Source organism: Paenibacillus aurantius (assembly GCF_032268605.1).
In the GTDB taxonomy this organism is placed as follows: domain Bacteria; phylum Bacillota; class Bacilli; order Paenibacillales; family NBRC-103111; genus Paenibacillus_AO; species Paenibacillus_AO aurantius.
In genome coordinates, this window is record NZ_CP130318.1 from 5,320,163 (window position 1) to 5,341,079 (window position 20,917).

Consider the following 20,917-nt stretch of genomic DNA (forward strand, 5'->3'; position numbering starts at 1 on the left):
ACGTTGGGAAAGAAGGATGCCGCGATGGAGATCCGGCTGCTGGGTCCTGAGGATGCCGGACGCTACAAAGAAATCCGGCTGAAAGCCTTACAAACCTCTCCCGAAGCTTACAGCGCAAGCTATGAAGAGGAGTTGGCTATGTCTTTAGAAGAATGGAACCGACGGTTGGCGGCAAATGAGCATACGTTCACCTTCGGAGCCATCCTCAAGAGCCGGCTGGCCGGAATCGCTACCTTGGTCTTGGGGCAGAAGAAGAAACTGGCCCACCGGGCTCAGATCGTCGCCGTGTACGTGGCTCCGGAGACGCGGGGAAAGGGACTGGCCAAACAATTAATGACAGAAGCCATTAAGAAGGCGAAAGAAACGGAGCGGGTGGAGCAAATTCACCTTACGGTGACGGCCTCTAACGAACCCGCCAGGTCCTTGTATGCGGGATTAGGCTTTCAAACATACGGATTCGACAAACAGGCGATCAAGCTGGATTCCGCCCGCTACCTGGATGAAGAGCTTATGGTGCTGTATCTGGATCCCCCTAACCCGCCGATTGCTTAATCTGGTTAAAAAAAGAGTTACCGCCCTTTCGCTTCCCCATCGGAAGTCGGAAGGGCGGTATTTTGTGTTCCGCAGCGACCGAAAAACGTTCGCAAGCGTAAGACGTTCGGCCATGGAGACTCGCATGGCCGTTATGGATCACCTCATCAAGCATGACTTTTAACTCTTTCCGGTCAGCGTTCCCTGCCATCCGCGAAAACCGAAGTTCCCCGCTGGCTGCGCGCCCAATCCGCCACCCGAAGCGGGTCGCCGTCCCAGAGGCGCTGCCGGCCCCATTCGTTCGCCTGCGGCTTGCCAACGCATTCCACCCGAATCACGGGGAACAGGCGCGAAGGCGCCTCGACGGGCAGCCCCTTGATGAACAGCTCGTCGCCGCTTTGCTCGAACGCAAGCTCCTGTCCGGTCGTCAGCAGCTTTACCGATTGGACCCGGGAGCTCAAATCCGCGAGCCGCATGACCGGACGGCCGTCCCAGAAGCGGATGATCAGATACAGATAATGGCCCCGTGTCGTCTGGCGGCCCCGCGTGATGAATTCGGTAATGGAGCCTCCGTCCGAGCCGTAGATCGCCTCGCCGTGCACCTCCAGCCACCGGCCGATCTCGAGCGCGCGCTCGACGAATTCCGGCGGCATCTCGCCATCCGCGGTGGGTCCGCAGTTAAGCAGCAGGTTGCCGCCGTGCTCGCCGCCCTTCTCGGCACATTCGACCAGGGTGTCGAGCAGTACGTCCGCCGGCTTCCAGCGCTCTCCCGTGACGTGGCTCCAAAGCCGCCAGGTCATAACCTGGCAGGACTCCCAGAGCCGCTTCTGGTCAGCGACGATCAGATGCTCGGGCGTGCCGAAGTCGCCCAGCGTATCGGAATCGCCTGCGCCGATTCCTCCGTCGGCCCGGTATCCGTCATGGGTGCTGGAGTAGCCCAGCCGGTTGTTGACCAGAATGCCCGGCTGCAGCCTGCGCATCTCCTCCACCAGCTCGATGCTCCCGAGGTCATCGGCATTTCGCGGCCAGACGCCATCAAAGAAGAAGTGATCGATCTGTCCGTAATTCGTAAGCAGTTCCTTCACCTGGTTATGCAAATAGGCACGGACCTTCGCCCATCCTTCGGGATTCCGCGCAGGCCCTTCGAAATACGCCGGAAGGCGCCAGTCGATCCAGGAATAATACAGTCCGATCCGCAGTCCCGCCTTGCGGAAGGCGTCCACGTATTCTCGGACGAAATCCCGGCCCGCCGCCTGCTTCGCGCTGGAATAGTCGGTGTAGGCGCTGTCCCACATGCAGAAGCCGTCATGATGCCGCGTCGTGAAGCACGCATATTTGAAGCCCGCCTTTTTGGCGGTATCCGCCCAAAGCTCCGGATCAAAGTGCTTCGGGCTCCAAGAAGCCGCCTTCTCGGCGTATTCCTTCTGGTCGAGATGCTCCCGGAACAGCACCTGCTCTCCGCGGGCGTACTGGGCATACGGACCCCAGTGTATAAACATGCCATACCGGCTTTCGGTGAACCATTTCCATTTGTCCGGGACGGTGAACGCTTTCGTCTGCAAGCTCATAACGGCAAGCTCCCTTCTTCTTTCGTGATCTCGGCGCGCGGGGATAACGGACCTGCCCGGAATTCAGGCAGCGTCCGGTCCGTTCGCGCAAAGGCCTTGGACAGCCCCGTCCTTATTTCGACGCCGCGGCTTTATACGTTTTATACGCTTCCTGGTAGATTTCCAGGTAACGCCCCAAATTCATGCTGTCGAGCGTAGACAGGTACTGACTCCACTGCACATCGATGTCGGCATCGCCGATAATGAAGCGCGACAGCATTTCATTGGTGTAGTCGTAGATCGTTTTGGACAGGTCGGCAATTTCCGCCGACTGGTCGACCGTCAGGTTCACCGGCGGCATGACCGTTTTCACCTGGACGCGGTAAGGCTCGTATTTCTCTTTCGTTTCCTTGTAAAGAATGGACTCGAGCGGGTTGTCCTTGGTGTCGACAAGACCGAGTCTGAGTGAGTTCGGACGGTAGGCAATACCGCTTTGGGACCAATGCTTGTTCTGGGTGACGCCGAACTTGGACATGTCCAAGTAAACCGCCTGCTTGCCGTTCAGGCCAATCTCTCCGTCCTTCGCCCATCTCCAGTCCTTGTCCAGCTCGCCGACCGTGGAACGAAGCGTGATCTCCCGATCATAGAGCGCGTCGGCGAAGCGGAAGGCCGCTTCCGGATTTTTCGCCTTGTTCGTAATGACGAATTGTCCCGGTGCCACTTGATACGGATCGTACTGGGTAAGCTGCACCCCTCCTGGACCTTTGAGCGGAGGAACGGCCACATAGTCCAGCCAGCGGCCGCTTGAGCCGTTAAGCTGCGTCATCGCGCTCATGTTAGGCCCGGAAGCCGCTCCGAGAATCGGCACACCGGGATTCTCGCCCAGCTGCACCAGCTGGGAGGCGTCCCGCGTCAGCGCCTGAGGATCCATCAGCCCTTCCTTGTACAGCTTGTGCAGGTACTTCAGGCCTTCCTTCCAGCCGTCCTTGTTAAACGGCACATCCACCTTGTCCTGATCGTTGATGTACAGGCGAGTGAAAGGCGCATACGTGAAGGCGTTCATCAGGTAGTTTTCGACGCTCGTCGTCAGGGTGGACTTCTGACTAGTCTGCGGCGCCCCCGAGAACGGAATTTCGTCGGCTTTCCCGTTGCCGTTCGGATCCTTGGTTTTGAACGCCTGGAGCACCTCGTAGAATTCTTCTGTCGTAGTCGGCATTTTGAGGTTCAGCTTGTCCAGCCACGGCTTGTAAATCCAGAGCTTCTGGCGCATGGAACAGTGGTAGCATTCGTTCGGAGCGGGAAGCGCGTAAATGTTGCCGTCGGCGGACGTGATCGCCGATTTGACGAGCGGGCTTTCCTCAAACATCTTCTTCGTGTTCACGCCGTATTTCTCAATCAGTTTGTTGAGCGGAAGGAGTACTCCCTGCTCCCCATACAACGCCTGCTGTTCGGGAGTCACGTTCATCGTCATAATGACGTCCGGCAGGTCGCCGCTGGCGAGCGCGATATTCAGCTTCTCCGCTCCCGTGCTCGCCGGAACAATCTCCCACTCGACATGGATATTGGTCAAATCCTCAAAATATTTCGTAAAGGCATTCGTATCGAAATTCTCGACGGCCGGGTTGGCCCCGATCATGACGCGGAGGTTGGTTTTCTCAGCCACGATCGGGAACTTCCCAGCTTCCGACACGCTCGCGGCGCCCCCACCGCCGTCTCCCTTGGTAGTATCGCCCGCGGAGTTGCTGTCTTTGCATGCGCTCAGGATGCCGGCGAGCATGCCAAGCGTGACCAACATGGACAACCATTTTTTATTTTTCATCCTTCTGCTCCCCCTTCTATTAGCCCTTAAGTGAACCGACCATGACGCCTTTTACCAAATACTTTTGGACAAACGGATAGAATATCAACAGCGGAACGGTTGAGATAACGATCAGCGAATACTTCAGCAGTGTCTTCAGCGCCTCGCGCCGGGCGGCATCCTGCGGATCCCCCGACAGCATCGTGACGTCCACGTCGTTGCTGACCAATATATCCTTCAGCACAAGCTGGAGCGGATAGTGCGCCTGATTTTTCAGAAACAGCATGGCGTTGAAATACTGGTTCCAGTTGGCCGCGGCGTAGTAAAGCGTGATGACCGCCAGGATCGGCCCCGACAAGCGGACGACGACCCTCCAGACGAATTGGAAGTCGTCGCAGCCGTCGAGCTGCGCGGCTTCCAGCAGTTCATGGGGAATCGACATCTGGAAATAAGTCCGGGTGATGATGACGTTCCATACCGTCAGCGCTCCGGGAAGAATCATGGCCCAGATCGTATCGAGCATGCCAAGCTCCCTGACGAGCAGATAGGTCGGAATCAGCCCTCCGGTGAACATGGTCGTGAACATAAACAGGACCATGAAGAGGTTTTTGCCGAAGAAATCCTTTCGGGACAACGGATAAGCCGCCAGCACGGTCATCACGATGTTAACCAGCGTGCCGGTTACCGTGTAGAGGATCGAATTACGAAATCCTACCCAGACCTGGCTGTACTCGAATACCGCGTTGTAGCCGTCCAGGCTCGGACGAACCGGCCACAGCCATACTTCGCCGGACACGACCGCCTGGGAGTCGCTGAAGGAAGCGCTGACAATATAGACGATCGGATACAGCACCGCCAGAAACATCAGAATCATGAAGGTGTTGTTCAGCAGGGTGAACAGCTTATCCGTTCGCGATTCGTTACGATAGGTTATATTCATGTGCGTTCCTCCTTTCCCGCAAGCTTCGAACAAGGGGTTACCATAGACTGCCCTGCTTCGTTTTTTGGGCAATTTTGTTGACCGTCAGCAGCAGAATCAAGTTAATGATCGATTTGAACAGGCCGATTGCCGTCGAATAGGAGTAGTTGGCCACCTGGGACGTCAATCCCACCTTATACACGTAAGTGTCGATAATCTCGGACGCCTTCAGGTTGATGGGATTCTGCATCAGCAGCACTTTCTCGAAGCCGACGTCAAGAATGTGGCCGGTGTTCAGGATGAGAACGATGATCGCCATAGGCATAATGCCCGGCAAATCGATGTGCCACATCCGGCGCAGCTTGCTCGCCCCGTCCATGACAGCCGCCTCATGCAGCGACGGATCGATGCTGGCCAGCGCGGCCAGAAAGATAATGCAGTTGAAACCGGCGTGCTGCCAGACGTCCGACCAGACATAAAGGGAAGAGAAGTACGAAATCTCGCCCATGAAGTTGATCGGAGCGATGCCGAGAAACCCGAGAAGCTTGTTCAGGATTCCCGTCCGCGGATCCAGCAGCTCCTTCACGATGCCGACGATGACGACAATGGAGATAAAGTGGGGTGCGTAGGTCACCATCTGCACGATTCTGCGAAATCGCACGCTTTTCAAATAGTTCAAGCCGAGTGCCAGCAGAATCGGAAACGGAAATCCCGCCGCCAGATTGTAAAAGCTAAGAATAAGCGTGTTCCTCAGGATCCGCCAGAAATCATAGGAATGCACGAACCGGTCGAAATGCTTGAGCCCCACCCAGTCGCTTCCCCAGATTCCCTTGGTGACCGTGAAATTCTTGAAGGCGATCTGCGCCCCGTAGATCGGCACGTATTTGAAAAGGATCAGATAAAGGAACGGAAGGGCCATCAGCACGTACAGCTGCCAGCTTCGGACCAGCCTTTTCTTGAACATATAGCCGCTCAACAACAGTTCTCACCTCCTCCAGTGTTTAAGATGGAATCACACAGGCGATTCTCCCCCATAGGTTGGTTCGCGTGTTTTCCGTGTCCCCAGCATAGGCCGGCAGGAGGTGGAACGTAAATTGTAAATCTTCCGGTTTTGTCGTCAATCGTTAAGAAAACCGGGTTTACACTTCCCCGATCGATGTGCACAGGAACAGAATTCGACTAGTTTATTCCAAATATTACAAGAAAATAGGCCTCTTCGGCTCCAACCTGATCAGGACTAAGGGATCAGACAGGACATCATCCATGTAAAAAAAGCCGGAACGAAACGTTCCGGCTTTCCTACGAGCGAACGGCACGCCGACCTTCAGCCTGCTTCCGATTCGCGAAAAGCAGTGGCGCTGAGGCCGTTGCCCCGTTTAAACGCCCGGCAAAAAGTACTCGTGGAATGGTAGCCCACCTGCTCGGCGATCTCCCGGACCGGGAGGCTGGTGGTGGCCAGCAGCTGCTTCGCTTCCTTCATCCGAAGGCTCTCGAGATAGTCGGAGAAGTTGGTTCCGGTCTGTTCCTTGAAGAACTGGGACATGTAACCTTTGGAAATGTTCATGCGGTCGGCTACGACATCCAGGCTTAAGCTCGGCTGCCCGTAATACTCCTGGATATAAGCGAGTATCGACTCGAGCAGCTTCACGTTGCGGCTCTTCTTGCGGTGATCCGCCTCGGCGCTCATGGACAGGAACAGCTCAGCGGCGCTTTGGTACGCTTCCCGCAGGTTCTCCGTCGTGCCAAGCAGGCGAAGCAGCTCCTGCACCTCTTCCGAATACGGAAGCATCAGCTGCTCCTGCAGCTTCATCAGGCAGCTGACGATCTCATAGCAGAACAGCTGCTGCTTCTCGAGCGGCAGATGGCGCTCCTGAAAATTTTCCCGGTATAGCGAATCCAGCAGCTGGTTCAGCTCCTCGGTCTCTCCGGCTTTGGTGAAATTGCAGAGACGGTTCTCCACTTCCCCCGGGAAGTAGAAAAGGCGGTTTTCACTCGGCAGATCGGAGAACCACGCCGTCTGGACGATGTCCTCGTACGTCAGGGAAGAAAGCGACTGCCTGGCCTCCTCGTAAGACCCGGAAACGTCGAGCAGCGAATCGCGGAATCCCCCGATGGCAAAATAAAGGCCAAGCGGAAGCTGCTTGCCGATCTCGGACGCCACATCCTGGATGATCCCCTCGATCGTCCGCCTGAAGGGAGCTCCGTCTTCGCCGGAATCGACGAACAGGATCGCGATTTTGTCCTCCGTCAGGTCATGCACATAAAGGCTGTCGGCGGGTGCCCGCCGCAGTGCTTCCTTGACCAGCACCCGCTCGACGTCCAGCCTGCGCAGATCGTCGGCGTCCAGTCCTCTGGTGCCCCCGCGGAAATGGAGGATGCCGAGCGCATAGCTCCGGCCTTCGATCCGAATATGCTGGTGCTTCAGCAGCGTATTGATTTCATCCAGGCTGACGAATTCGCCCTTAAGCAGCCGTTCATAGAAGCTTTCCCACAGCAGGGGCGCCTGGCGTTTGATCTCCCTCTGCATCGCCGTGTTGTTGTCGATTAGCGCAGCCAGGGAGTTCTGAATAAATCCATACATTTCCTTGGGTCGCCGGGGCTGCGAACCGCCGGGCCGTTCCGCCAGCGTGGAGAAAAGCTGGACCAGCGGCTTGCCGCTTCGGCTGGCGAACAAATAGGCGAGCAGAACCCCGATGAGCAGGAACGCCAGCGCAATTCCGGTCGTGATCTTCCGGATGGAGATTACTTTGCCGAGCACGACGTGGGGCGGCTGTGCCACGATGTACGACCAGTTGTTATACGAGGACTTCGTATAGGTGACCATCATCCCGTTAGTCTTCGGGCTCGCTTCGATGATACCGGATGACGCGGCATACTCGGCAGGATTCAGATCGGGAACGGCTCCGTCGCCCGACAAGGTGCTGACGACCCGTCCCTGTTCGTCCATGATAGACACCCAGCCTCCGTCGGAGACGTTGACGCCACTCATCAGAGACTTCAACTTCTGGTTATCGACCAGAATGATCAGGGCCCCTTGGATGTAGCCGGGGTAGCCGAGCGATTGCACGTACGTCAGCATATCGTAGGGCTTTTCCTGGTACAGGGTCCGACCCGAAGCCATGACCTCGCGGTTGCGGTACGAACCGAACAAGTCGCTTCGCCAGGAGTCGTAATCGGTGCCCTCACGTGACAAAATATGCTGATAAAAATAAGGAAGGTCATAGATGGAATTGGCCGACAGGGCCACGTTGCTGTTCTTGAAGGTCAAATAATAGTCCAGGACGAAATTATTGGACGTGTTATAGCTGTACAAATTCTTCTTCGCTTCGAGCACCCGGTAGGTCTCCTTGCTTCCGAATGCGTCGTGCACCCTGGCGAAGCTCATCACCATCGGATCGTTCAGCAGCTGAAGGGCGATGGTATTGACTTCGGACAGCCGGATGTCCATCGTTTCCTTGACCTGCTCCAGCAGCTGCATATTGCTGCCCGTCACTTCATCTTTAACGATGTCGTAGGTCAATTTGTAGAAGCAACCCCCGATGATCAGGGCCACCAGCATGAACGAAATATAAGGAATCATCAAACGCATGAATAACTGCTGATGTCCCAGGCGCTTAATCAGATTCATGGACGTCTTCCCCCTTGTATAGGCCGAGGCCCTTGTAAGCGGTGCCACATGTTAATAATTATAACATCTACTCTGCCTAAGGGGTATTTACATTTTTTTAATTTTTTCGATTACGGCCAAGTTCAGTATCTTTAAATATACATTGACAGGAATATTCCCTATTTGGTATATTGTCATCAACAGCAAAAAATTGGAAGAAAGCGAGGGGTAAAGAAAACGGTTTGGATCCCCTTGGTCCTGGTCGCGGCCATCAGTTTTTCCGCCGGGTCGGCGGCTGCCTTTGGGGATGTGGACCCTAAGAAGGGTGAAGCCATTCTGGCTCTGAAGGAAAGAGGCATCGTGTCCGGTGTCGGCGGGGACCGGTTTGCCCCGGATCAGGACATGACTTATGCCGAGGGCTTGAGCCTGGTGATGAAAGGCTTGCTGCAGGGAGCCGTCGGAGAGAGGGAGGCTGATCCAACAGCCGGCCCCTGGTATGCCGGCCTTGTGGAACAAGCGAAGACGGTTGGCCTCCCTCTTCCGGCCGGCGTCGACCCTTCCGCGTCCCTTACCGAGGAGGAGTTTGCTTCGCTGCTGAACGCTGCCCTTACGGCTGCTGCGCCGGACCGGACGCTGCCGGAAGCGGGGAAGCCAGCCGGCCCGTCGAAGGTAACCCGTGCCAAAGCGGCAGAGTGGGTGTACCAGGCCATCCGGTTCCTCGAGACCGCACCGGCGATTCCGATAACGTCAGACCGGATCACGCCGTCGAGATGTTCCGGCTGCTGGGCGGCGGCGTTGCCGGAGACCTGGCGGGACTGCCGAATGCGCAGCTGGCCGTCTTCCCCGGCACTACCCATTACACGATGATCTCGCGGACCCATCTTCTTCTTGCCGCCGTCGTACCCTTTCTCGATGCCGAGGCTTCCAAACCGGAATCCTCGCCAACCAAGTAGCCGGGTAAGACATTAGCATTTACTTCAAAATTTTTACATGATAGAGTGATATTGGATATCCCTTCTTAACCAAACCAATTAACAAGTGAAGGAGCGGTACTTATGAATCCCGAAGTGACGGCATTTATCGATAACCTTAACGGGCAGTGGCAGGCGGAGCTTGGCCATAAGCTTCGTCAGATGGTGCAGGAGACGATTCCGGGGGTTGAAGAAAAAATCCAGTACAAGAAGCCGCATTTTCTCAAAAACGGCCAATTCGCTGCGGTGATCTCCCCTTCCAAGGATGCGATTGCGTTCATGATCATGAATGCGGAAGGCATTGAGTTCCCCAAAGGCTTCGAAGGCCCGGCCGAACGCAAATGGATCAAATTGAAGGAAGGCGTGGAGCCGGACCTGGCTCAATTGTCGAACCTCCTGGCGCAGGCGTCCGAATCGTTGTAAGCACGATAAAGAAAGCGGCTGATCCTCGAGGGTCAGCCGCTTTCTTCCTGCCAAGACCGGGCAAGGCGGAAGCCCAGGTCGTCGATGCCGAAGGTCGGATGGCTGCGGCGGCGGCACGTAGCCCCGCATCCCCGGGCCTCTTCTGCCCAGCTGCCTCCCCGAAAGATCCGGTAGGACCCGTAAACTTCCGCGTCATATACGTCCCAGCACCATTCCCACACGTTCCCCAGCATGTCATACAGCCCCCAGGCGTTAGGCACCTTGCCTCCCACGTCCTGTACGGCGCCTCCTGAATTCCCCTCATACCAGGCAATCTCATCCAGTTCCCCGTACCGATAGCCGGCTGTGCCGGCTTTACAAGCATACTGCCACTCCGCTTCCGTAGGAAGCCGGTAGCCGTCCGCCTCCTCGTTCCAGCTAACGCTTTCCCCATCCCTTCCTACCGAGTAGCATTCCTTCAGCCCCGCCTGCCGCGACAGCCGGTTGCAAAAGATAACCGCCTCGTTCCAAGAAACGTTCACGGCCGGCTTCCGGTCGTTATCCCTGGAATTCGGGGAGGAAGCTTGGTACAGGCCTCGCGTTACCGGATAGCGGGCAAGAAAGAAAGGCTGGACCGGGGCTTTCCACTGCTTTTGGATTCGGTCATCCCGCAATTCGATTTCTCCCCCTGGAATAAGGACCATGGGATAATCATTGTTTCTCCGTCCATCATCCGCCATCCGCCTTCTCCTCTCCTTCCTTATTTGACAGAGCCCTCGCGCCCCATCCGCTTGTCCAGCTAGTGAATGTCCCGCTTCCGGAAGCTCCCGCCGCGCACCTCCGACACATCCGAAATGACCACGAACGCGCCTTCGTCGATATCCCGGACAATGGACATCAGCTTGGTTTCTTCCATCCGGTTGATTACGCAGTTCAGGATTTCCGTCGGTTCGTTCGTGAAGCCTCCGCGCCCTTGGGTATAGGTTACGCCGCGGCCAAGACGCGCCTGTAGGGCCTCCCCAATCTCTTCGGATTTGGGACTGATGACTTTGACGGACTTGGATTTTTCCAGACCGACTTGGATAATATCGATCACATTCTTTGCTATGTAATAGGTGATGGCGGAATACAGCGCGTTCTGCAAGCCGTAGATAAAGCTCGCCCCAATAAAGATAAACGCATTGATAAAAAGAATAACGTCTCCTACCGAGAACGGAATGCCCCGGGACACCAGGATCGCCAGCACCTCGGAGCCGTCGAGGGCTCCCCCGTTCCGAAGCACGACCCCGATGCCGACCCCCAGCAGGATTCCTCCCGCCAGCACGATCAGAAGCGGATCTTCCTTGCCCAGGATGGTGTGGACATGATGAAGCAAAGAGGTGGAGACGGACAAAGCGGCGATCCCTACCGTACTCCGGATCGCGAAGGTCCTTCCCACCTGCTTGTAGCCCAAGTAAATGAACGGGATGTTCAGAACGAAGAGCAGGATACCGAGCGGGATTCCGAATAGATGCGCTCCCATCATGCTTATCCCGGTTACGCCGCCATCCACGACATCGTTCGGAATCAGCACGGCCTCCAGCCCGTATGCCGCCATAACAGCGCCAATGATGATCATGACAAGGCTTCGGACGTGATCGACGAACTTGTTTTCTCTGTGGTGTTCCTTCATCTAATCTCTCCTTCATGAAATTTACAGCATGGCCCCCCATCCGCGGTAAACCCATATCTACCCATTATAGCACAAGTCATAGGGACTCAACCTTTGGCCGGCCCGCCATCTTGGAGCCGCTCGACGAATTTATCGAAGGCGCTCGTGGGAAAGGCGTCGCGCCGGTAGACGAAACTGACCACCGAGGAGCGGAACCGCTCGGGAATGCGGAAGCAGCGCACCCGGCCCGCGGCCTCCCAGCTGCTTACCGACGAACGGGTCAGCAGCGAAACGCCCAGTCCGGCGGAGACGCCTCCCAGGATGGCCTCGAGCGTACCGAACTCCATAATGTTCAGCGGCCCCGGGCGCTCCTCCCGAAGCCACTGCTCAAGCCGGTCGCGGTGAAAGCAGCCTTTGCCGAAGAACAGAAGCGGCTTGTTCAGCATCTCCTGCAGCCCGGCGTCCGTCGGCTCGGAGATGAGCACGAGCTCCTCCTCGAAGGCGGGCAGCACCGACAGGTCCGGATGCTCGAACGGGCCGCTGATGAACGCGCCGTCCAGCTCATACTCCAGCACGCTTTTTACCAAATCCGACGTATGCCCGGTCTGAAGCGACAGCTTCACCTCGGGAAACTGCTTGTGGTAATTCTTCATGATGCCGGGCAGATGAACCGCCGCCGTCGTCTCGAGAGAGCCGATCCGCAGCGGGCCGGCCGGGGTTTCCGAGTACTTCGTCGTTTTGACGGCCTCCTCGAGCAGATGAACGACCCGGTTCGCGTAGGTGAGCAGGGTCTCCCCGGCCGGCGTCAAGGCCACCCCGCGGCTCAGCCGGTGAAACAAAGGGGTGCTCAGCTCCGCTTCCAGCTGCTGAATTCGCGCCGTGACGTTGGACTGCACATACCCGAGCTTGGCCGCCGCTCTCGTAATGCTTCCTTCGCGCGCAACCGCCTGAAAGATTTTCAAATCTCCGCTTTCCATCGTTGCCCCTCCTTCTGGTATCCTTTGAAAACATCAAATGAAATGATGGGTCTTATCTTATTTAATTATTTTACATGATACATCCCATAAAATAAACTGTGATTATCCCTTAAACAGAATGAAAGGTGTGACGACATGAAATCTCCTCGGCTTTTGATTCTCACGTTCTTTACTATGCTGGCGGCCGGTATAAATTTTCCCGTGGGGAAAATGGCGCTTTCGTTCGGTTCCCCTTTTGTCGTTCTGGCGATCCGTTTTGTGGGCGCGGGTTTGCTCATGCTGCCCTTCCTGTGGAGGCGCCCTCACCCGCAAAGTGCGGCGCTATGGCTGAAGCTGGCGATCATCGGGTTGTTCCAATCGGCCCTGGTCATGGCGGGCATTTACTGCAGCATGCAGACGATTCCGTCGGGCAGCGCCTCCCTCCTCTCCTCCACGAACCCCCTCTGGTTCATTATCTTCAGCTTCCTGCTGTACGGGACCCGCTACCGTCCCATCCAATGGGCGGGAGCGTTCCTTGGTTTTGTAGGCGTTGCGATCACGCAGGGCTTCTCCATCCAGCTGCAACCGGGCTTCTGGTATGCCCTGGGGGCCGGCATGGCCTGGGGCTTCGCCACGCTGCTGACCTCGCGATGGGGCCAAGCGTTCGACTCCTGGGTCATGGCTGCTTACCAGATGCTGATCGGCGGGGTGCTCCTGCTCATCGCCTGCCCCTTACTGGAAGAGCCCCGCTTCGTCTGGGACACGGGCCACCTCGGGAAGGAGCTGCTGGTGCTGGGCTGGATGATCGGGATAAGCTCCATCGCCCAGTTCGTTTCCTGGTATTATGTGCTGCGGAACAGCGACCCGGGCCAAGCGAACGTCTACCTGTTCCTCATTCCCCTGTTCGGCATGCTGGCCGGCTGGGCTCTGCTCGGCGAAACCTTGCACGGATATGTGTGGGCGGGGGCGCTATGCATCGGCCTGGGCATTTTTCTCGTCAATTTCCCGGGGAAAGCGGCCTTATCCCCGGCGAAAGCGGCGGGTTGACGGCCCCAGCCAAAGAGGACCATCCTTAGCCGGATGGCCCTTTTTGCTGCCTTCTTTAGCTGTTCATGGATAGCGAAAAAATTTCCTCTCCGTCTTTGGAATAGCCGGTCAAAAGAAATCCAGGATGAATGTCACTGTAACGATCCTGAAGGGCAAACCAAATCCGGTAGTCCTGGGTGGGTACAATTTCCGCATCTTTGTTAATGGTGCTTAACCCTTCATTATTGTGCTTAATGTGTAATCTCGCTATGTTATCATTTTTCACTATTCCATAATATACTTGGTAACGCTTCTCTTTGGAATTCAAGTCCAAATTCGTCCAAACCCAAGGCACATCATCCTTTTCATAGGCTGTGCCGCCGCCGAATCCCCATTTGTATCCTGTTCCCGTTTTATTGACAAGTCCAGCGTCTAAACCACCAGTCGGTTCTTGATAAAAAACAAGGACGACATCCTCCAGTTCATGCTCATGGATGATTTGCCTATCCTTTATTCCGGCTGCTTGCATAGCTTGGGGTATGGACTCCGAGCTTTCATTCTCACACCCTAAAGGAACAAACATCAGCCAAACGAAGATCAACAATCTAAGCCTTTTCATCACCAATCCTCCCGTAGTAGTAAACGTCTGCTTCAAGCACATTCTAACGGGAGGGCCGGCTTCCAAGCTGGAGGGAGTGACACCCGATGCTTTGGCGGCCCGTCTCGAAGAAGGGTACCGGAGCCGACTATATTAATGAAGGTAAAAAGGGCCAGTCATTTTCCCATGACGAGCCCTTTTTCCGGCTTATAACGTCTAGTTATCTTCCTTGGGCCAGCCGCCCCACAAATTGCCCAGATGGCCGTCCGGGTCACGGAAGGTAAAGCTGTACCCGCCCTGGGGCTTGTACACCATTTCGCCGACGTCGGGCCAGTTCTTCCTTAGCTCCTCGTGGGCCTCGTGAATGTTGTCCACTTGAAGGGAGATTAACGGCTGCAGCTGCCCCTGGCTGTTGGTGAAATCCAGGTTCGGCACCTCCGGGCAGTGAATCAGCCCCAGCCCGACCCCTCCGACGTTCAGCCAAGCCTCTTGGTCCCCTTCTTTGTATTGGAACGTGAAGGGAATGCCCAGCCTCTCCCGGTACCACTTCAAGGAAGCCTCCAGGTCACGAACCGGCAATTGGACAACCGCATAGTTTCTCACTTGAAATGCCATTAGGTATTCCTCCTACCATCTTTATCTTTATTCTAACCGCAGCAAAAGAGACGAGAGCCCCCGGAACAAAATCAGAGGGCGCCAATCCGGGTGCTCCGCCGCTAATTGCATACGCGGGAATCGTTTCAGCAGCGCAGCCAGGGCGATCTCCCCCTCCATCCGGGCAAGAGGAGCCCCCAGGCAATAATGGGACCCGGTGGCGAAGGCTATATGTGGATTGGGCGTTCGGTCTATAAGGAATCGATCCGGCTGATGAAATTTGGCGGCATCCCGGTTTGCCGCAGCGAGCATGACTTGGACGGACTGCCCTTGACGAATGGCCTTGCCGCGGAGCTCATAATCGGCCGAGGCGAAACGGGAGGTCATCTGGACCGGGCTTTCATAACGCAAAACCTCCTCAATCGTCGAAGGCATCCATTCGGGCCGATGGAGCAGTTTCTCCAGTTGATTGGTATGAGTCAGCAGCGTACGAACCCCGTTTCCAATAAGGTTAACTGTCGTTTCATGACCGGCTACCAGCAGAAGCGTACAGGTAGCGATGATTTCCAGATCGGTTAGTCCTTCTTCCCTTTGTTGAGAAGCGAGCATTTCGCTTATCAAATCTTCACGCGGTCTCGCCCTTCGTTCGGTGATCATACATTTAAAGTAATCGGAGATCTCGTCCCCGGCTTGGCGGGCACGGCTCGCAAATTCAGGGGAGGTGTCGGTTCCATCCAGATCCCGCGCAAAAGTGTGGGACCAAGCTTTGAACAGCTCACGGTCTTCCGCCGGTACGCCCAGTATTTCGGCAATAACGATGACAGGCAGCGGAAACGCAAAGGAAGCGATCAAATCAGGCTTTGCCTCTCCCTCCAATTGATGAGCCAGCTGTTTCGCGATTTCGATAATTTTGGGCTGCAGCCGTGTCATCCTATTGGGTGTAAAGGCATGACTGACCGATCTCCTCAGCCTGGTATGTACCGGGGCATCGCGATTCAACATGGAATGATAGAAAAGCTCGTCTATCTTTCTAGAGAAGGTCGCCGCTTGAGCGGTTTCGGGCAGGGGGACGGCATTCCGGTATTCTTTTACAAATACAGGGTCCTTAAGGACTTGAGTCACGTCCTCATAGCGGGAGACCACCCAGGTTCTCCGTTCCTCCAGGAAGTAAACCGGTTCTTCCTCAAGCAAGTACCGGTAAAACGAATAGGGATCCCGATGAAGGGGATCCGAATATTGGCGAAACCATGCTGCAATGTCAGGCTGCTTGGAGGATATAGGCCATTCCACCGTCATACCACCTTCTAACGATACTTTGATCAGCTCAGGTCAAGCTGCACCGCTTGACTTCCATAATATTACTATTTTATTGGTCCTTTGAATATAGCTTTTGGATGGGCGGCCGAAGGGTTAGAGTAGTTCATTTTTATTGGCTATGATAAAGCCGCCTTCCCTTGTAAAGGCGGCTGAATTTATGATCGTATAATCCGTCTGTTATTTCTGCGGCATACGATTTGAATCATTGTAGAAATTCTGAGAAAACCCTTTCCAAGCCATCTCGGAATTTCTACTGCTGCTGGCTTTGTACCATACACCATCAATTGAAAAAAAGTTACGGGGTCCTGAACGAATGGAATGCGTTACGCCCTTGGCATCAGTGACGGTGATGGAGGAACCGCCTTCGGATTCAGGGAAGGGAAAGATTTTCTTTCGGAATCTCATGGATTCCATCGCATACTGGTACTTGGAGGTCAACACCTTATCCTCTGTTTTGTAATACCTGCCATCGCCAGAATGCCGGGTCTCGACCGAGGAAATCGGCACCTGGATTAACTGCGTAAAAGTATGTGGTCTGTTCACGTAACAAAAACAAAGCAGAAGCAAATGCTCCAAAGACTAGCCATTTTGTCAAATGACTTCTATCCGAGTCGTTTGATTCCAATTCGACCACCGCCTTTTTATTCTGTCAACTGGTGACGGTTATTAAAAGGAGAAAACCGACTGTCTAAGCTTGCTGTTCGTCTCATTGACATGAAACAGGCAAGAGGTAACCAGCCTATATTCGATGCCGCATTCTCTTATTCCTTGCTGTCTAAATAACGAAATCAAAGCTAAATAATGTTGCGAATATTGGTTCCAGTGCCAGTAAAGCGGTCAATCCAACGCTTTAATCGGCTGTAGTAGCTATTAACGATTCTAAAACTGGTAAATACCCTTCACACGCTGCTTTCCGTCGGACTTGGGGCGGAAAGTGGCTCGATTTCTTTCTCCGCAAAAAAAGCACCCTATAGAGAGACTTTTTTAAGTGTCAGCTCTACAGGGTACCGTTTAGTTTATCTCATCCAACCAAAGCTTCAGGGCTTCGACTGACCTTCTCATATCTTCTGCCATCGTGCGCTTGGGGAAGGTATCCTCGCGGTGCCATAATTCGAAGCACAACCAGCCTCGGTAATCGATAGTATGGAGGGTTCGAACCAGCTCGGGCATGTCGATCTCGCCCTCCAGAATATCCTCCGTCGGAACGTCCCCGATCTGATTCCGCAAATGCACCGCTGCGATTCTTTGGGGGTAATCCCGAATCCACTGGATAGGGTCGGCCCCGGCCACATGGGCCCATCCGGTATCGACACAAAGATGAACTTCAGGTGAGGCATAGTCCACAACAGAGCGCAGGTCGCCTTCCGCGTTATGGTTATCCGCTGCATGGTTGTGGAGACATACCTTGAGCTCATAGGGACGAACAGCGGCTGCGATCCTCGCCAGGTTAGCCCCCTGCCGCTTGAATTCCTCTTCGGTCTTGGGCTGAGGGTTCCCCCAGCCCCCTTTCGGATTGGCATTGAGGATGAGATCGCTGCCGCCTGCATCCGAAAGCCGCCTCGCCGCCGGCAGGATGCTCTTCTCGATATCGAGCGATTCGAACAGCTCATGAAGGTCCAGCCCAATATACGTCCCGGAAACCGCCAAGCCGTAAGCTTGAGCCGCTTGCACTTTCTCCGGAGAGGCATCCAGCTCAACCGCATGGAGTCCGGCTTCCGCGCAATGGCGAAAGATCTCCTCCAGGGCAGGCTCTTTGTTCTCCCTCCAATAGGGGATGTTCCACCCGAACATTGCGGACGAGAATCCTTTAATGTCCATGTTTCAGCTCCTCTCCTTGATCACTTATGTACGGTTGGAGGCTGCCCAAGCTCGACCACTTGCGGTTGACCGGATAGATCACAATCGTAGATCGCCTGCAGACAGGAGAAATTAAAAACAGCCTGGTCGTTCACAATGGCCGGCGACTCCTCACCCCTGACCTTGCGGACAAAAAAGAGGACCGGATGATCCAGGAATTTGAATCCACTCTCGTTCGCAGCCAGCCGCTCACTGGACTTCGGTTCTCCCTTCTCGTCGTACGTCGTCACCACACCATCCGATCCGAAATAAGGCGACCATCTCACCGCCCCAAGGGTGCCTTCGATTTCCACACGATTGTAAGGTTCGCCATGTGTACAGGAAGCCCGTTCATAGTGAACCCTGACTTCGCGGGAATCCTTCAAGCGGCAGTTCAGCATAGCCCCAACGTGCCCTTCCACATCATAGACGATGTCGGTCGGATCCACCTGTGTCTTCGGCTGGCTGGTCCAGGCCGCCGCCACCTTCACGGAAACCGGGGCCAGCAGCTCGTTAATAACGGCTATATCATAAGGACCCCAGTCCATCACGATGCCGCCCGCACACTTGGAGCGATCGAGAAACCAGCGGCTTTCCGGCTGGTATTCGATCCCCGGGCGCGACCGCTGGCTGCGGTGGACAAAAGTAACCTTGTAAATATCGCCGAGCGAATGGGAGTGGACAATCTTCTTGACCTCTTCCATCTTGGGGAGCCCGAGGAAGCGGTCACTGCAGCACCCGATCAAGCGGCCATGCTTGTTGGCGGTTTCCAGCAGCTCTTGGGCTTCCTCCCGGTTCATGACAAGCGGCTTCTCGCACAAAACATGGCGGCCCGATTCCAGCGCCAGCTTGGATAATGGGCAGTGCGTGACGGGAGGTGTCCCGACAATCACGATATCATCATCCTCGGCTTTTTCCGAAAGCATCTCCTGTGCGTCGCTGAAAACTACCGCCTCCGGGAACAGCTCGGCAAAGCTGGACCTTGCTTGCGGGTTGGGGTCCGCCACTTTAAGCTCTACCCCTTCCTCCAGGGACAGCTTGCGAATGGCTTCGGCATGCGTTCTGCCGATGACGCCCGCACCAATTAAATAAAATCGCATCGATAAGTACCCCTTTTCTCCTAGAATCCAAGTCCGGTCTTCTTTCCAGCTGGTCCAGCCTACGACAACACGATTTCTTTGCCCGACTGGGAAGACTCGTATATCGCCCGGATGACCCGAACGGCTTTTCTTGCTTCTTCTCCGTTGATTAACGGCTCCCGGTCGTTGCGGATCGCATCGATCAAGTCGGCGATCAGCGTACGATGGGCCTGGGCAAAGGCCGTCCCCGATGTGTCACGGTTCAGGTATTCCACCCGGTTCCCCTGATCATCGACCACATCCCATTGCTTGATTCCACTATCCGTGAAGATGATCGTGCCTCTGGATCCGTGCAGCTCGAATCGTGACTCTTGATCGGGATAGACCGATATGGCTCCCTCGATGACGCCGAAGGCGCCGCTTTCATATTTAATTACGGCAACGGCGGTGTCCTCGACCGGAACGTTATGCACGAGCGGAGCGGTATAAGCGAAGGTGGAGGCGATATCCCCCATCATCCATTGCAGCAGATCGATGCCGTGAACGCCTTGATTCATCAGCACGCCGCCGCCGTTCGCCTCCCATGTGGCGCGCCAGCCGGCAGCCTGGTAGTACGTTTCGTCCCGGTGATATTTGAGATAAGCTCCCCCAGCACCAGCTTGCCGAGCTTGCCTTCCCGGATCCATTGTCTGGCCGCGATCGCCTCCGGCATCATTCGCCGTTGATACACCGTCGCCAGCTTGACGCGATGTTCCCGGCAAGCGTCGATTAGAGCATCGATCTTCTCAACCGTCACGTCCAAGGGCTTCTCGCAAAAGATGTGCTTGCCCGCCTTCGCAGCCGCAATGCCTGCTTCGGCATGCAAGCCGTTGGGCAGACAAATGCAGATGACGTCCAGATCATCCTGTTGAAGCATCAGCTCGTAGCGGTCGTACACGTTGGGAATCCCGTAGGTTTCCGCCAGGGCAGCCGCCCTTTCCTTGCGAATATCGCAGATGGAGACAAGCTCCGCGTCTGCCTGCTGCTGCACCGCTTCCGCATGAAGCGGGGTGATGGCTCCCGCTCCGACGATGCCGAACCGAAATTTGCGGCTCATTGTGCCGCCCCCTCTCCTTGTGTGCTCATTCCATATTTCCAGGTGCGTGACGATGGTTCAACGAACGGGCGAGATAATCGTCCAGGCGCTCAAGCCCGTATTCCGTCAGGATGTCCTGCACCGTAAATTCCTCGGTTTCGCTTGAAATTAGCACCGATCCCAGTCTTCCCGGATCGTCGATTTTCACTTTGCTGCCGTACTTCTTTTTGATGGCAGGGAAGTGTTTGGCGTTATGGTCAAGGTGGATGACCGCACAATCCAGATTAACGGTGCGTGTGACGTGATGAAAATAGTTCGTGCTGGCGCCGATAATTTCACCGACCGGCGTGATGATTTGGCTCGGCGTCGTCGGATAGACGGAACTGGCCAGGTGGGCGCGGCAAGAATACGCCCAATACTGCTGCATAAATCCGCCGTGGAAAATTGAACTAAACAGGATGAGATCCGGCTTTGCCTGTGCATAGTGAAGACGCAGGTCGTCGAAATTCAAGTCGAAGCATATCACGCAGGCGACACGGCCGAAATCCGTCTCGATGATCGGCGCTTCGTTTCCATAACGGGCATTGTTCTCGGTACATTCCTCGATCAAGAGATGATTCTTGTTGTAGACACCGGCAACCTTGCCGTCCCGGCCGATCAGCTGCATGGAATTCCGGAAAGAACCGTCCGTCATCAGACGCATGGCCGAGTAGGCCATATAACAGCCGTGCTCGCTGGCTTCTTTTGCAAAGAAGTCGCGAACCTGATCCTTTCTTTGGCGATAATAGTCTGCCATACGGGCGGCGGGGAACAAGGCGCCGTCCGGCGCATCGCACATTTCCGGCAGCAGGATGAGATCCGGACGATCCGGCAAAACCTGCTCCAATTGCTCCCGCCAGTAGGCGATGATTTTATAAACGATTTCTTGATCATCCTCGTGCTCTCCGACCCGCAGCGGAGGTGCGGTTAAACAGCTGATTTTCACATAATTGGCCATGACAGGATTACCT

Annotated in this window: 20 protein-coding genes and 2 pseudogenes; 4 read left to right on the top strand and 18 right to left on the bottom strand. The window is 55.4% G+C overall.

The window, feature by feature from the left end; all coding sequences use genetic code 11:
* Positions 1 to 3: 3 nt before the first annotated feature.
* Positions 4 to 552 (top strand): GNAT family N-acetyltransferase, encoded by a 549-nt coding sequence (locus tag MJA45_RS24015; RefSeq protein WP_315604425.1) that lies wholly within the window; start codon positions 4 to 6, stop codon positions 550 to 552.
* A 173-nt stretch (positions 553 to 725) separates the two neighbouring features.
* On the opposite strand, the gene MJA45_RS24020 is transcribed toward MJA45_RS24015, so the two are convergent.
* The 5 genes from MJA45_RS24020 to MJA45_RS24040 all read right to left on the bottom strand — a co-directional run bounded on the left by MJA45_RS24020 (position 726) and on the right by MJA45_RS24040 (position 8,423).
* Entirely contained in the window at positions 726 to 2,099 is a 1,374-nt protein-coding gene (locus tag MJA45_RS24020; protein ID WP_315604426.1) for an alpha-L-fucosidase, read from the bottom strand.
* Positions 2,100 to 2,211: 112 nt separating this feature from the next.
* Positions 2,212 to 3,897, bottom strand: coding sequence for an ABC transporter substrate-binding protein (locus MJA45_RS24025; RefSeq protein WP_315604427.1), 1,686 nt, complete (start codon positions 3,895 to 3,897; stop codon positions 2,212 to 2,214).
* A 19-nt stretch (positions 3,898 to 3,916) separates the two neighbouring features.
* Complete coding sequence (locus MJA45_RS24030; RefSeq protein WP_315604428.1) at positions 3,917 to 4,816, bottom strand: carbohydrate ABC transporter permease; 900 nt, start codon at positions 4,814 to 4,816, stop codon at positions 3,917 to 3,919.
* 37 nt (positions 4,817 to 4,853) lie between these two features.
* A complete protein-coding gene (locus tag MJA45_RS24035) occupies positions 4,854 to 5,774 on the bottom strand; it encodes an ABC transporter permease (protein WP_315604429.1) in 921 nt (306 codons plus the stop codon).
* Between the two features lie 345 nt (positions 5,775 to 6,119).
* The gene (locus MJA45_RS24040; RefSeq protein WP_315604430.1) at positions 6,120 to 8,423 is read right to left on the bottom strand and encodes a helix-turn-helix domain-containing protein; all 2,304 of its coding nucleotides are present in this window, start codon (positions 8,421 to 8,423) and stop codon (positions 6,120 to 6,122) included.
* Positions 8,424 to 8,654: 231 nt separating this feature from the next.
* Between MJA45_RS24040 and MJA45_RS24045 the strand changes: the two genes are divergently transcribed.
* Both MJA45_RS24045 and MJA45_RS24050 read left to right on the top strand, forming a co-directional pair.
* Complete coding sequence (locus tag MJA45_RS24045) at positions 8,655 to 9,269, top strand: S-layer homology domain-containing protein (RefSeq protein WP_315604431.1); 615 nt, start codon at positions 8,655 to 8,657, stop codon at positions 9,267 to 9,269.
* A gap of 188 nt (positions 9,270 to 9,457) precedes the next feature.
* Positions 9,458 to 9,796, top strand: coding sequence for a DUF1801 domain-containing protein (locus tag MJA45_RS24050; protein ID WP_315604432.1), 339 nt, complete (start codon positions 9,458 to 9,460; stop codon positions 9,794 to 9,796).
* Positions 9,797 to 9,828: 32 nt separating this feature from the next.
* On the opposite strand, the gene MJA45_RS24055 is transcribed toward MJA45_RS24050, so the two are convergent.
* The 3 genes from MJA45_RS24055 to MJA45_RS24065 all read right to left on the bottom strand — a co-directional run bounded on the left by MJA45_RS24055 (position 9,829) and on the right by MJA45_RS24065 (position 12,403).
* Positions 9,829 to 10,515, bottom strand: coding sequence for a formylglycine-generating enzyme family protein (locus MJA45_RS24055; protein WP_315604433.1), 687 nt, complete (start codon positions 10,513 to 10,515; stop codon positions 9,829 to 9,831).
* Between the two features lie 59 nt (positions 10,516 to 10,574).
* On the bottom strand, positions 10,575 to 11,447 hold the full coding sequence (locus tag MJA45_RS24060; RefSeq protein WP_315604434.1) for a YitT family protein: 873 nt from the start codon (positions 11,445 to 11,447) through the stop codon (positions 10,575 to 10,577).
* Positions 11,448 to 11,533: 86 nt separating this feature from the next.
* Positions 11,534 to 12,403, bottom strand: a complete 870-nt coding sequence (locus MJA45_RS24065; protein ID WP_315604435.1) for a LysR family transcriptional regulator — start codon at positions 12,401 to 12,403, stop codon at positions 11,534 to 11,536.
* A gap of 135 nt (positions 12,404 to 12,538) precedes the next feature.
* On the opposite strand from MJA45_RS24065, the gene MJA45_RS24070 reads away from it, so the two are divergent.
* The gene (locus MJA45_RS24070; RefSeq protein WP_315604436.1) at positions 12,539 to 13,429 is read left to right on the top strand and encodes a DMT family transporter; all 891 of its coding nucleotides are present in this window, start codon (positions 12,539 to 12,541) and stop codon (positions 13,427 to 13,429) included.
* Between the two features lie 55 nt (positions 13,430 to 13,484).
* On the opposite strand, the gene MJA45_RS24075 is transcribed toward MJA45_RS24070, so the two are convergent.
* The 10 genes and pseudogenes from MJA45_RS24075 to MJA45_RS24115 all read right to left on the bottom strand — a co-directional run bounded on the left by MJA45_RS24075 (position 13,485) and on the right by MJA45_RS24115 (position 20,904).
* A complete protein-coding gene (locus MJA45_RS24075; RefSeq protein WP_315604437.1) occupies positions 13,485 to 14,027 on the bottom strand; it encodes a hypothetical protein in 543 nt (180 codons plus the stop codon).
* Between the two features lie 195 nt (positions 14,028 to 14,222).
* The gene (locus tag MJA45_RS24080; protein WP_315604438.1) at positions 14,223 to 14,621 is read right to left on the bottom strand and encodes a VOC family protein; all 399 of its coding nucleotides are present in this window, start codon (positions 14,619 to 14,621) and stop codon (positions 14,223 to 14,225) included.
* 27 nt (positions 14,622 to 14,648) lie between these two features.
* Positions 14,649 to 15,890: a cytochrome P450 gene (locus MJA45_RS24085; protein ID WP_315604439.1), complete on the bottom strand. Its 1,242-nt coding sequence runs from the start codon at positions 15,888 to 15,890 to the stop codon at positions 14,649 to 14,651.
* Positions 15,891 to 16,094: 204 nt separating this feature from the next.
* On the bottom strand, positions 16,095 to 16,493 hold the full coding sequence (locus MJA45_RS24090; RefSeq protein ID WP_315604440.1) for a hypothetical protein: 399 nt from the start codon (positions 16,491 to 16,493) through the stop codon (positions 16,095 to 16,097).
* Positions 16,494 to 16,709: 216 nt separating this feature from the next.
* Positions 16,710 to 16,850 (bottom strand): annotated as a pseudogene (locus MJA45_RS28680) (IS1595 family transposase); the annotation flags it as partial.
* A gap of 78 nt (positions 16,851 to 16,928) precedes the next feature.
* Complete coding sequence (locus tag MJA45_RS24095) at positions 16,929 to 17,735, bottom strand: sugar phosphate isomerase/epimerase family protein (protein WP_315604441.1); 807 nt, start codon at positions 17,733 to 17,735, stop codon at positions 16,929 to 16,931.
* A 20-nt stretch (positions 17,736 to 17,755) separates the two neighbouring features.
* The gene (locus MJA45_RS24100; protein WP_315604442.1) at positions 17,756 to 18,853 is read right to left on the bottom strand and encodes a Gfo/Idh/MocA family protein; all 1,098 of its coding nucleotides are present in this window, start codon (positions 18,851 to 18,853) and stop codon (positions 17,756 to 17,758) included.
* Positions 18,854 to 18,912: 59 nt separating this feature from the next.
* On the bottom strand, positions 18,913 to 19,518 hold the full coding sequence (locus MJA45_RS24105; protein WP_407083074.1) for a Gfo/Idh/MocA family protein: 606 nt from the start codon (positions 19,516 to 19,518) through the stop codon (positions 18,913 to 18,915).
* Between the two features lie 107 nt (positions 19,519 to 19,625).
* Positions 19,626 to 19,928: pseudogene (locus tag MJA45_RS28685) on the bottom strand (Gfo/Idh/MocA family protein); the annotation flags it as partial.
* 25 nt (positions 19,929 to 19,953) lie between these two features.
* On the bottom strand, positions 19,954 to 20,904 hold the full coding sequence (locus MJA45_RS24115; protein ID WP_315604444.1) for a carbon-nitrogen hydrolase family protein: 951 nt from the start codon (positions 20,902 to 20,904) through the stop codon (positions 19,954 to 19,956).
* Positions 20,905 to 20,917 lie beyond the last annotated feature (13 nt).

What these genes read in the sequence shown, in the direction of transcription:
- MJA45_RS24065 (WP_315604435.1), bottom strand. Translation starts at nt 12,403, where the DNA reads ATGGAAAGCGGAGATTTGAAAATCTTTCAGGCGGTTGCGCGCGAAGGA.
- MJA45_RS24075 (WP_315604437.1), bottom strand. Translation starts at nt 14,027, where the DNA reads ATGAAAAGGCTTAGATTGTTGATCTTCGTTTGGCTGATGTTTGTTCCT.
- MJA45_RS24100 (WP_315604442.1), bottom strand. Translation starts at nt 18,853, where the DNA reads ATGCGATTTTATTTAATTGGTGCGGGCGTCATCGGCAGAACGCATGCC.
- MJA45_RS24070 (WP_315604436.1), top strand. Translation starts at nt 12,539, where the DNA reads ATGAAATCTCCTCGGCTTTTGATTCTCACGTTCTTTACTATGCTGGCG.
- MJA45_RS24025 (WP_315604427.1), bottom strand. Translation starts at nt 3,897, where the DNA reads ATGAAAAATAAAAAATGGTTGTCCATGTTGGTCACGCTTGGCATGCTC.
- MJA45_RS24020 (WP_315604426.1), bottom strand. Translation starts at nt 2,099, where the DNA reads ATGAGCTTGCAGACGAAAGCGTTCACCGTCCCGGACAAATGGAAATGG.
- MJA45_RS24030 (WP_315604428.1), bottom strand. Translation starts at nt 4,816, where the DNA reads ATGAATATAACCTATCGTAACGAATCGCGAACGGATAAGCTGTTCACC.
- MJA45_RS24050 (WP_315604432.1), top strand. Translation starts at nt 9,458, where the DNA reads ATGAATCCCGAAGTGACGGCATTTATCGATAACCTTAACGGGCAGTGG.
- MJA45_RS24040 (WP_315604430.1), bottom strand. Translation starts at nt 8,423, where the DNA reads ATGAATCTGATTAAGCGCCTGGGACATCAGCAGTTATTCATGCGTTTG.
- MJA45_RS24095 (WP_315604441.1), bottom strand. Translation starts at nt 17,735, where the DNA reads ATGGACATTAAAGGATTCTCGTCCGCAATGTTCGGGTGGAACATCCCC.
- MJA45_RS24080 (WP_315604438.1), bottom strand. Translation starts at nt 14,621, where the DNA reads ATGGCATTTCAAGTGAGAAACTATGCGGTTGTCCAATTGCCGGTTCGT.
- MJA45_RS24055 (WP_315604433.1), bottom strand. Translation starts at nt 10,515, where the DNA reads ATGGCGGATGATGGACGGAGAAACAATGATTATCCCATGGTCCTTATT.
- MJA45_RS24115 (WP_315604444.1), bottom strand. Translation starts at nt 20,904, where the DNA reads ATGGCCAATTATGTGAAAATCAGCTGTTTAACCGCACCTCCGCTGCGG.
- MJA45_RS24105 (WP_407083074.1), bottom strand. Translation starts at nt 19,518, where the DNA reads ATGGATCCGGGAAGGCAAGCTCGGCAAGCTGGTGCTGGGGGAGCTTAT.
- MJA45_RS24060 (WP_315604434.1), bottom strand. Translation starts at nt 11,447, where the DNA reads ATGAAGGAACACCACAGAGAAAACAAGTTCGTCGATCACGTCCGAAGC.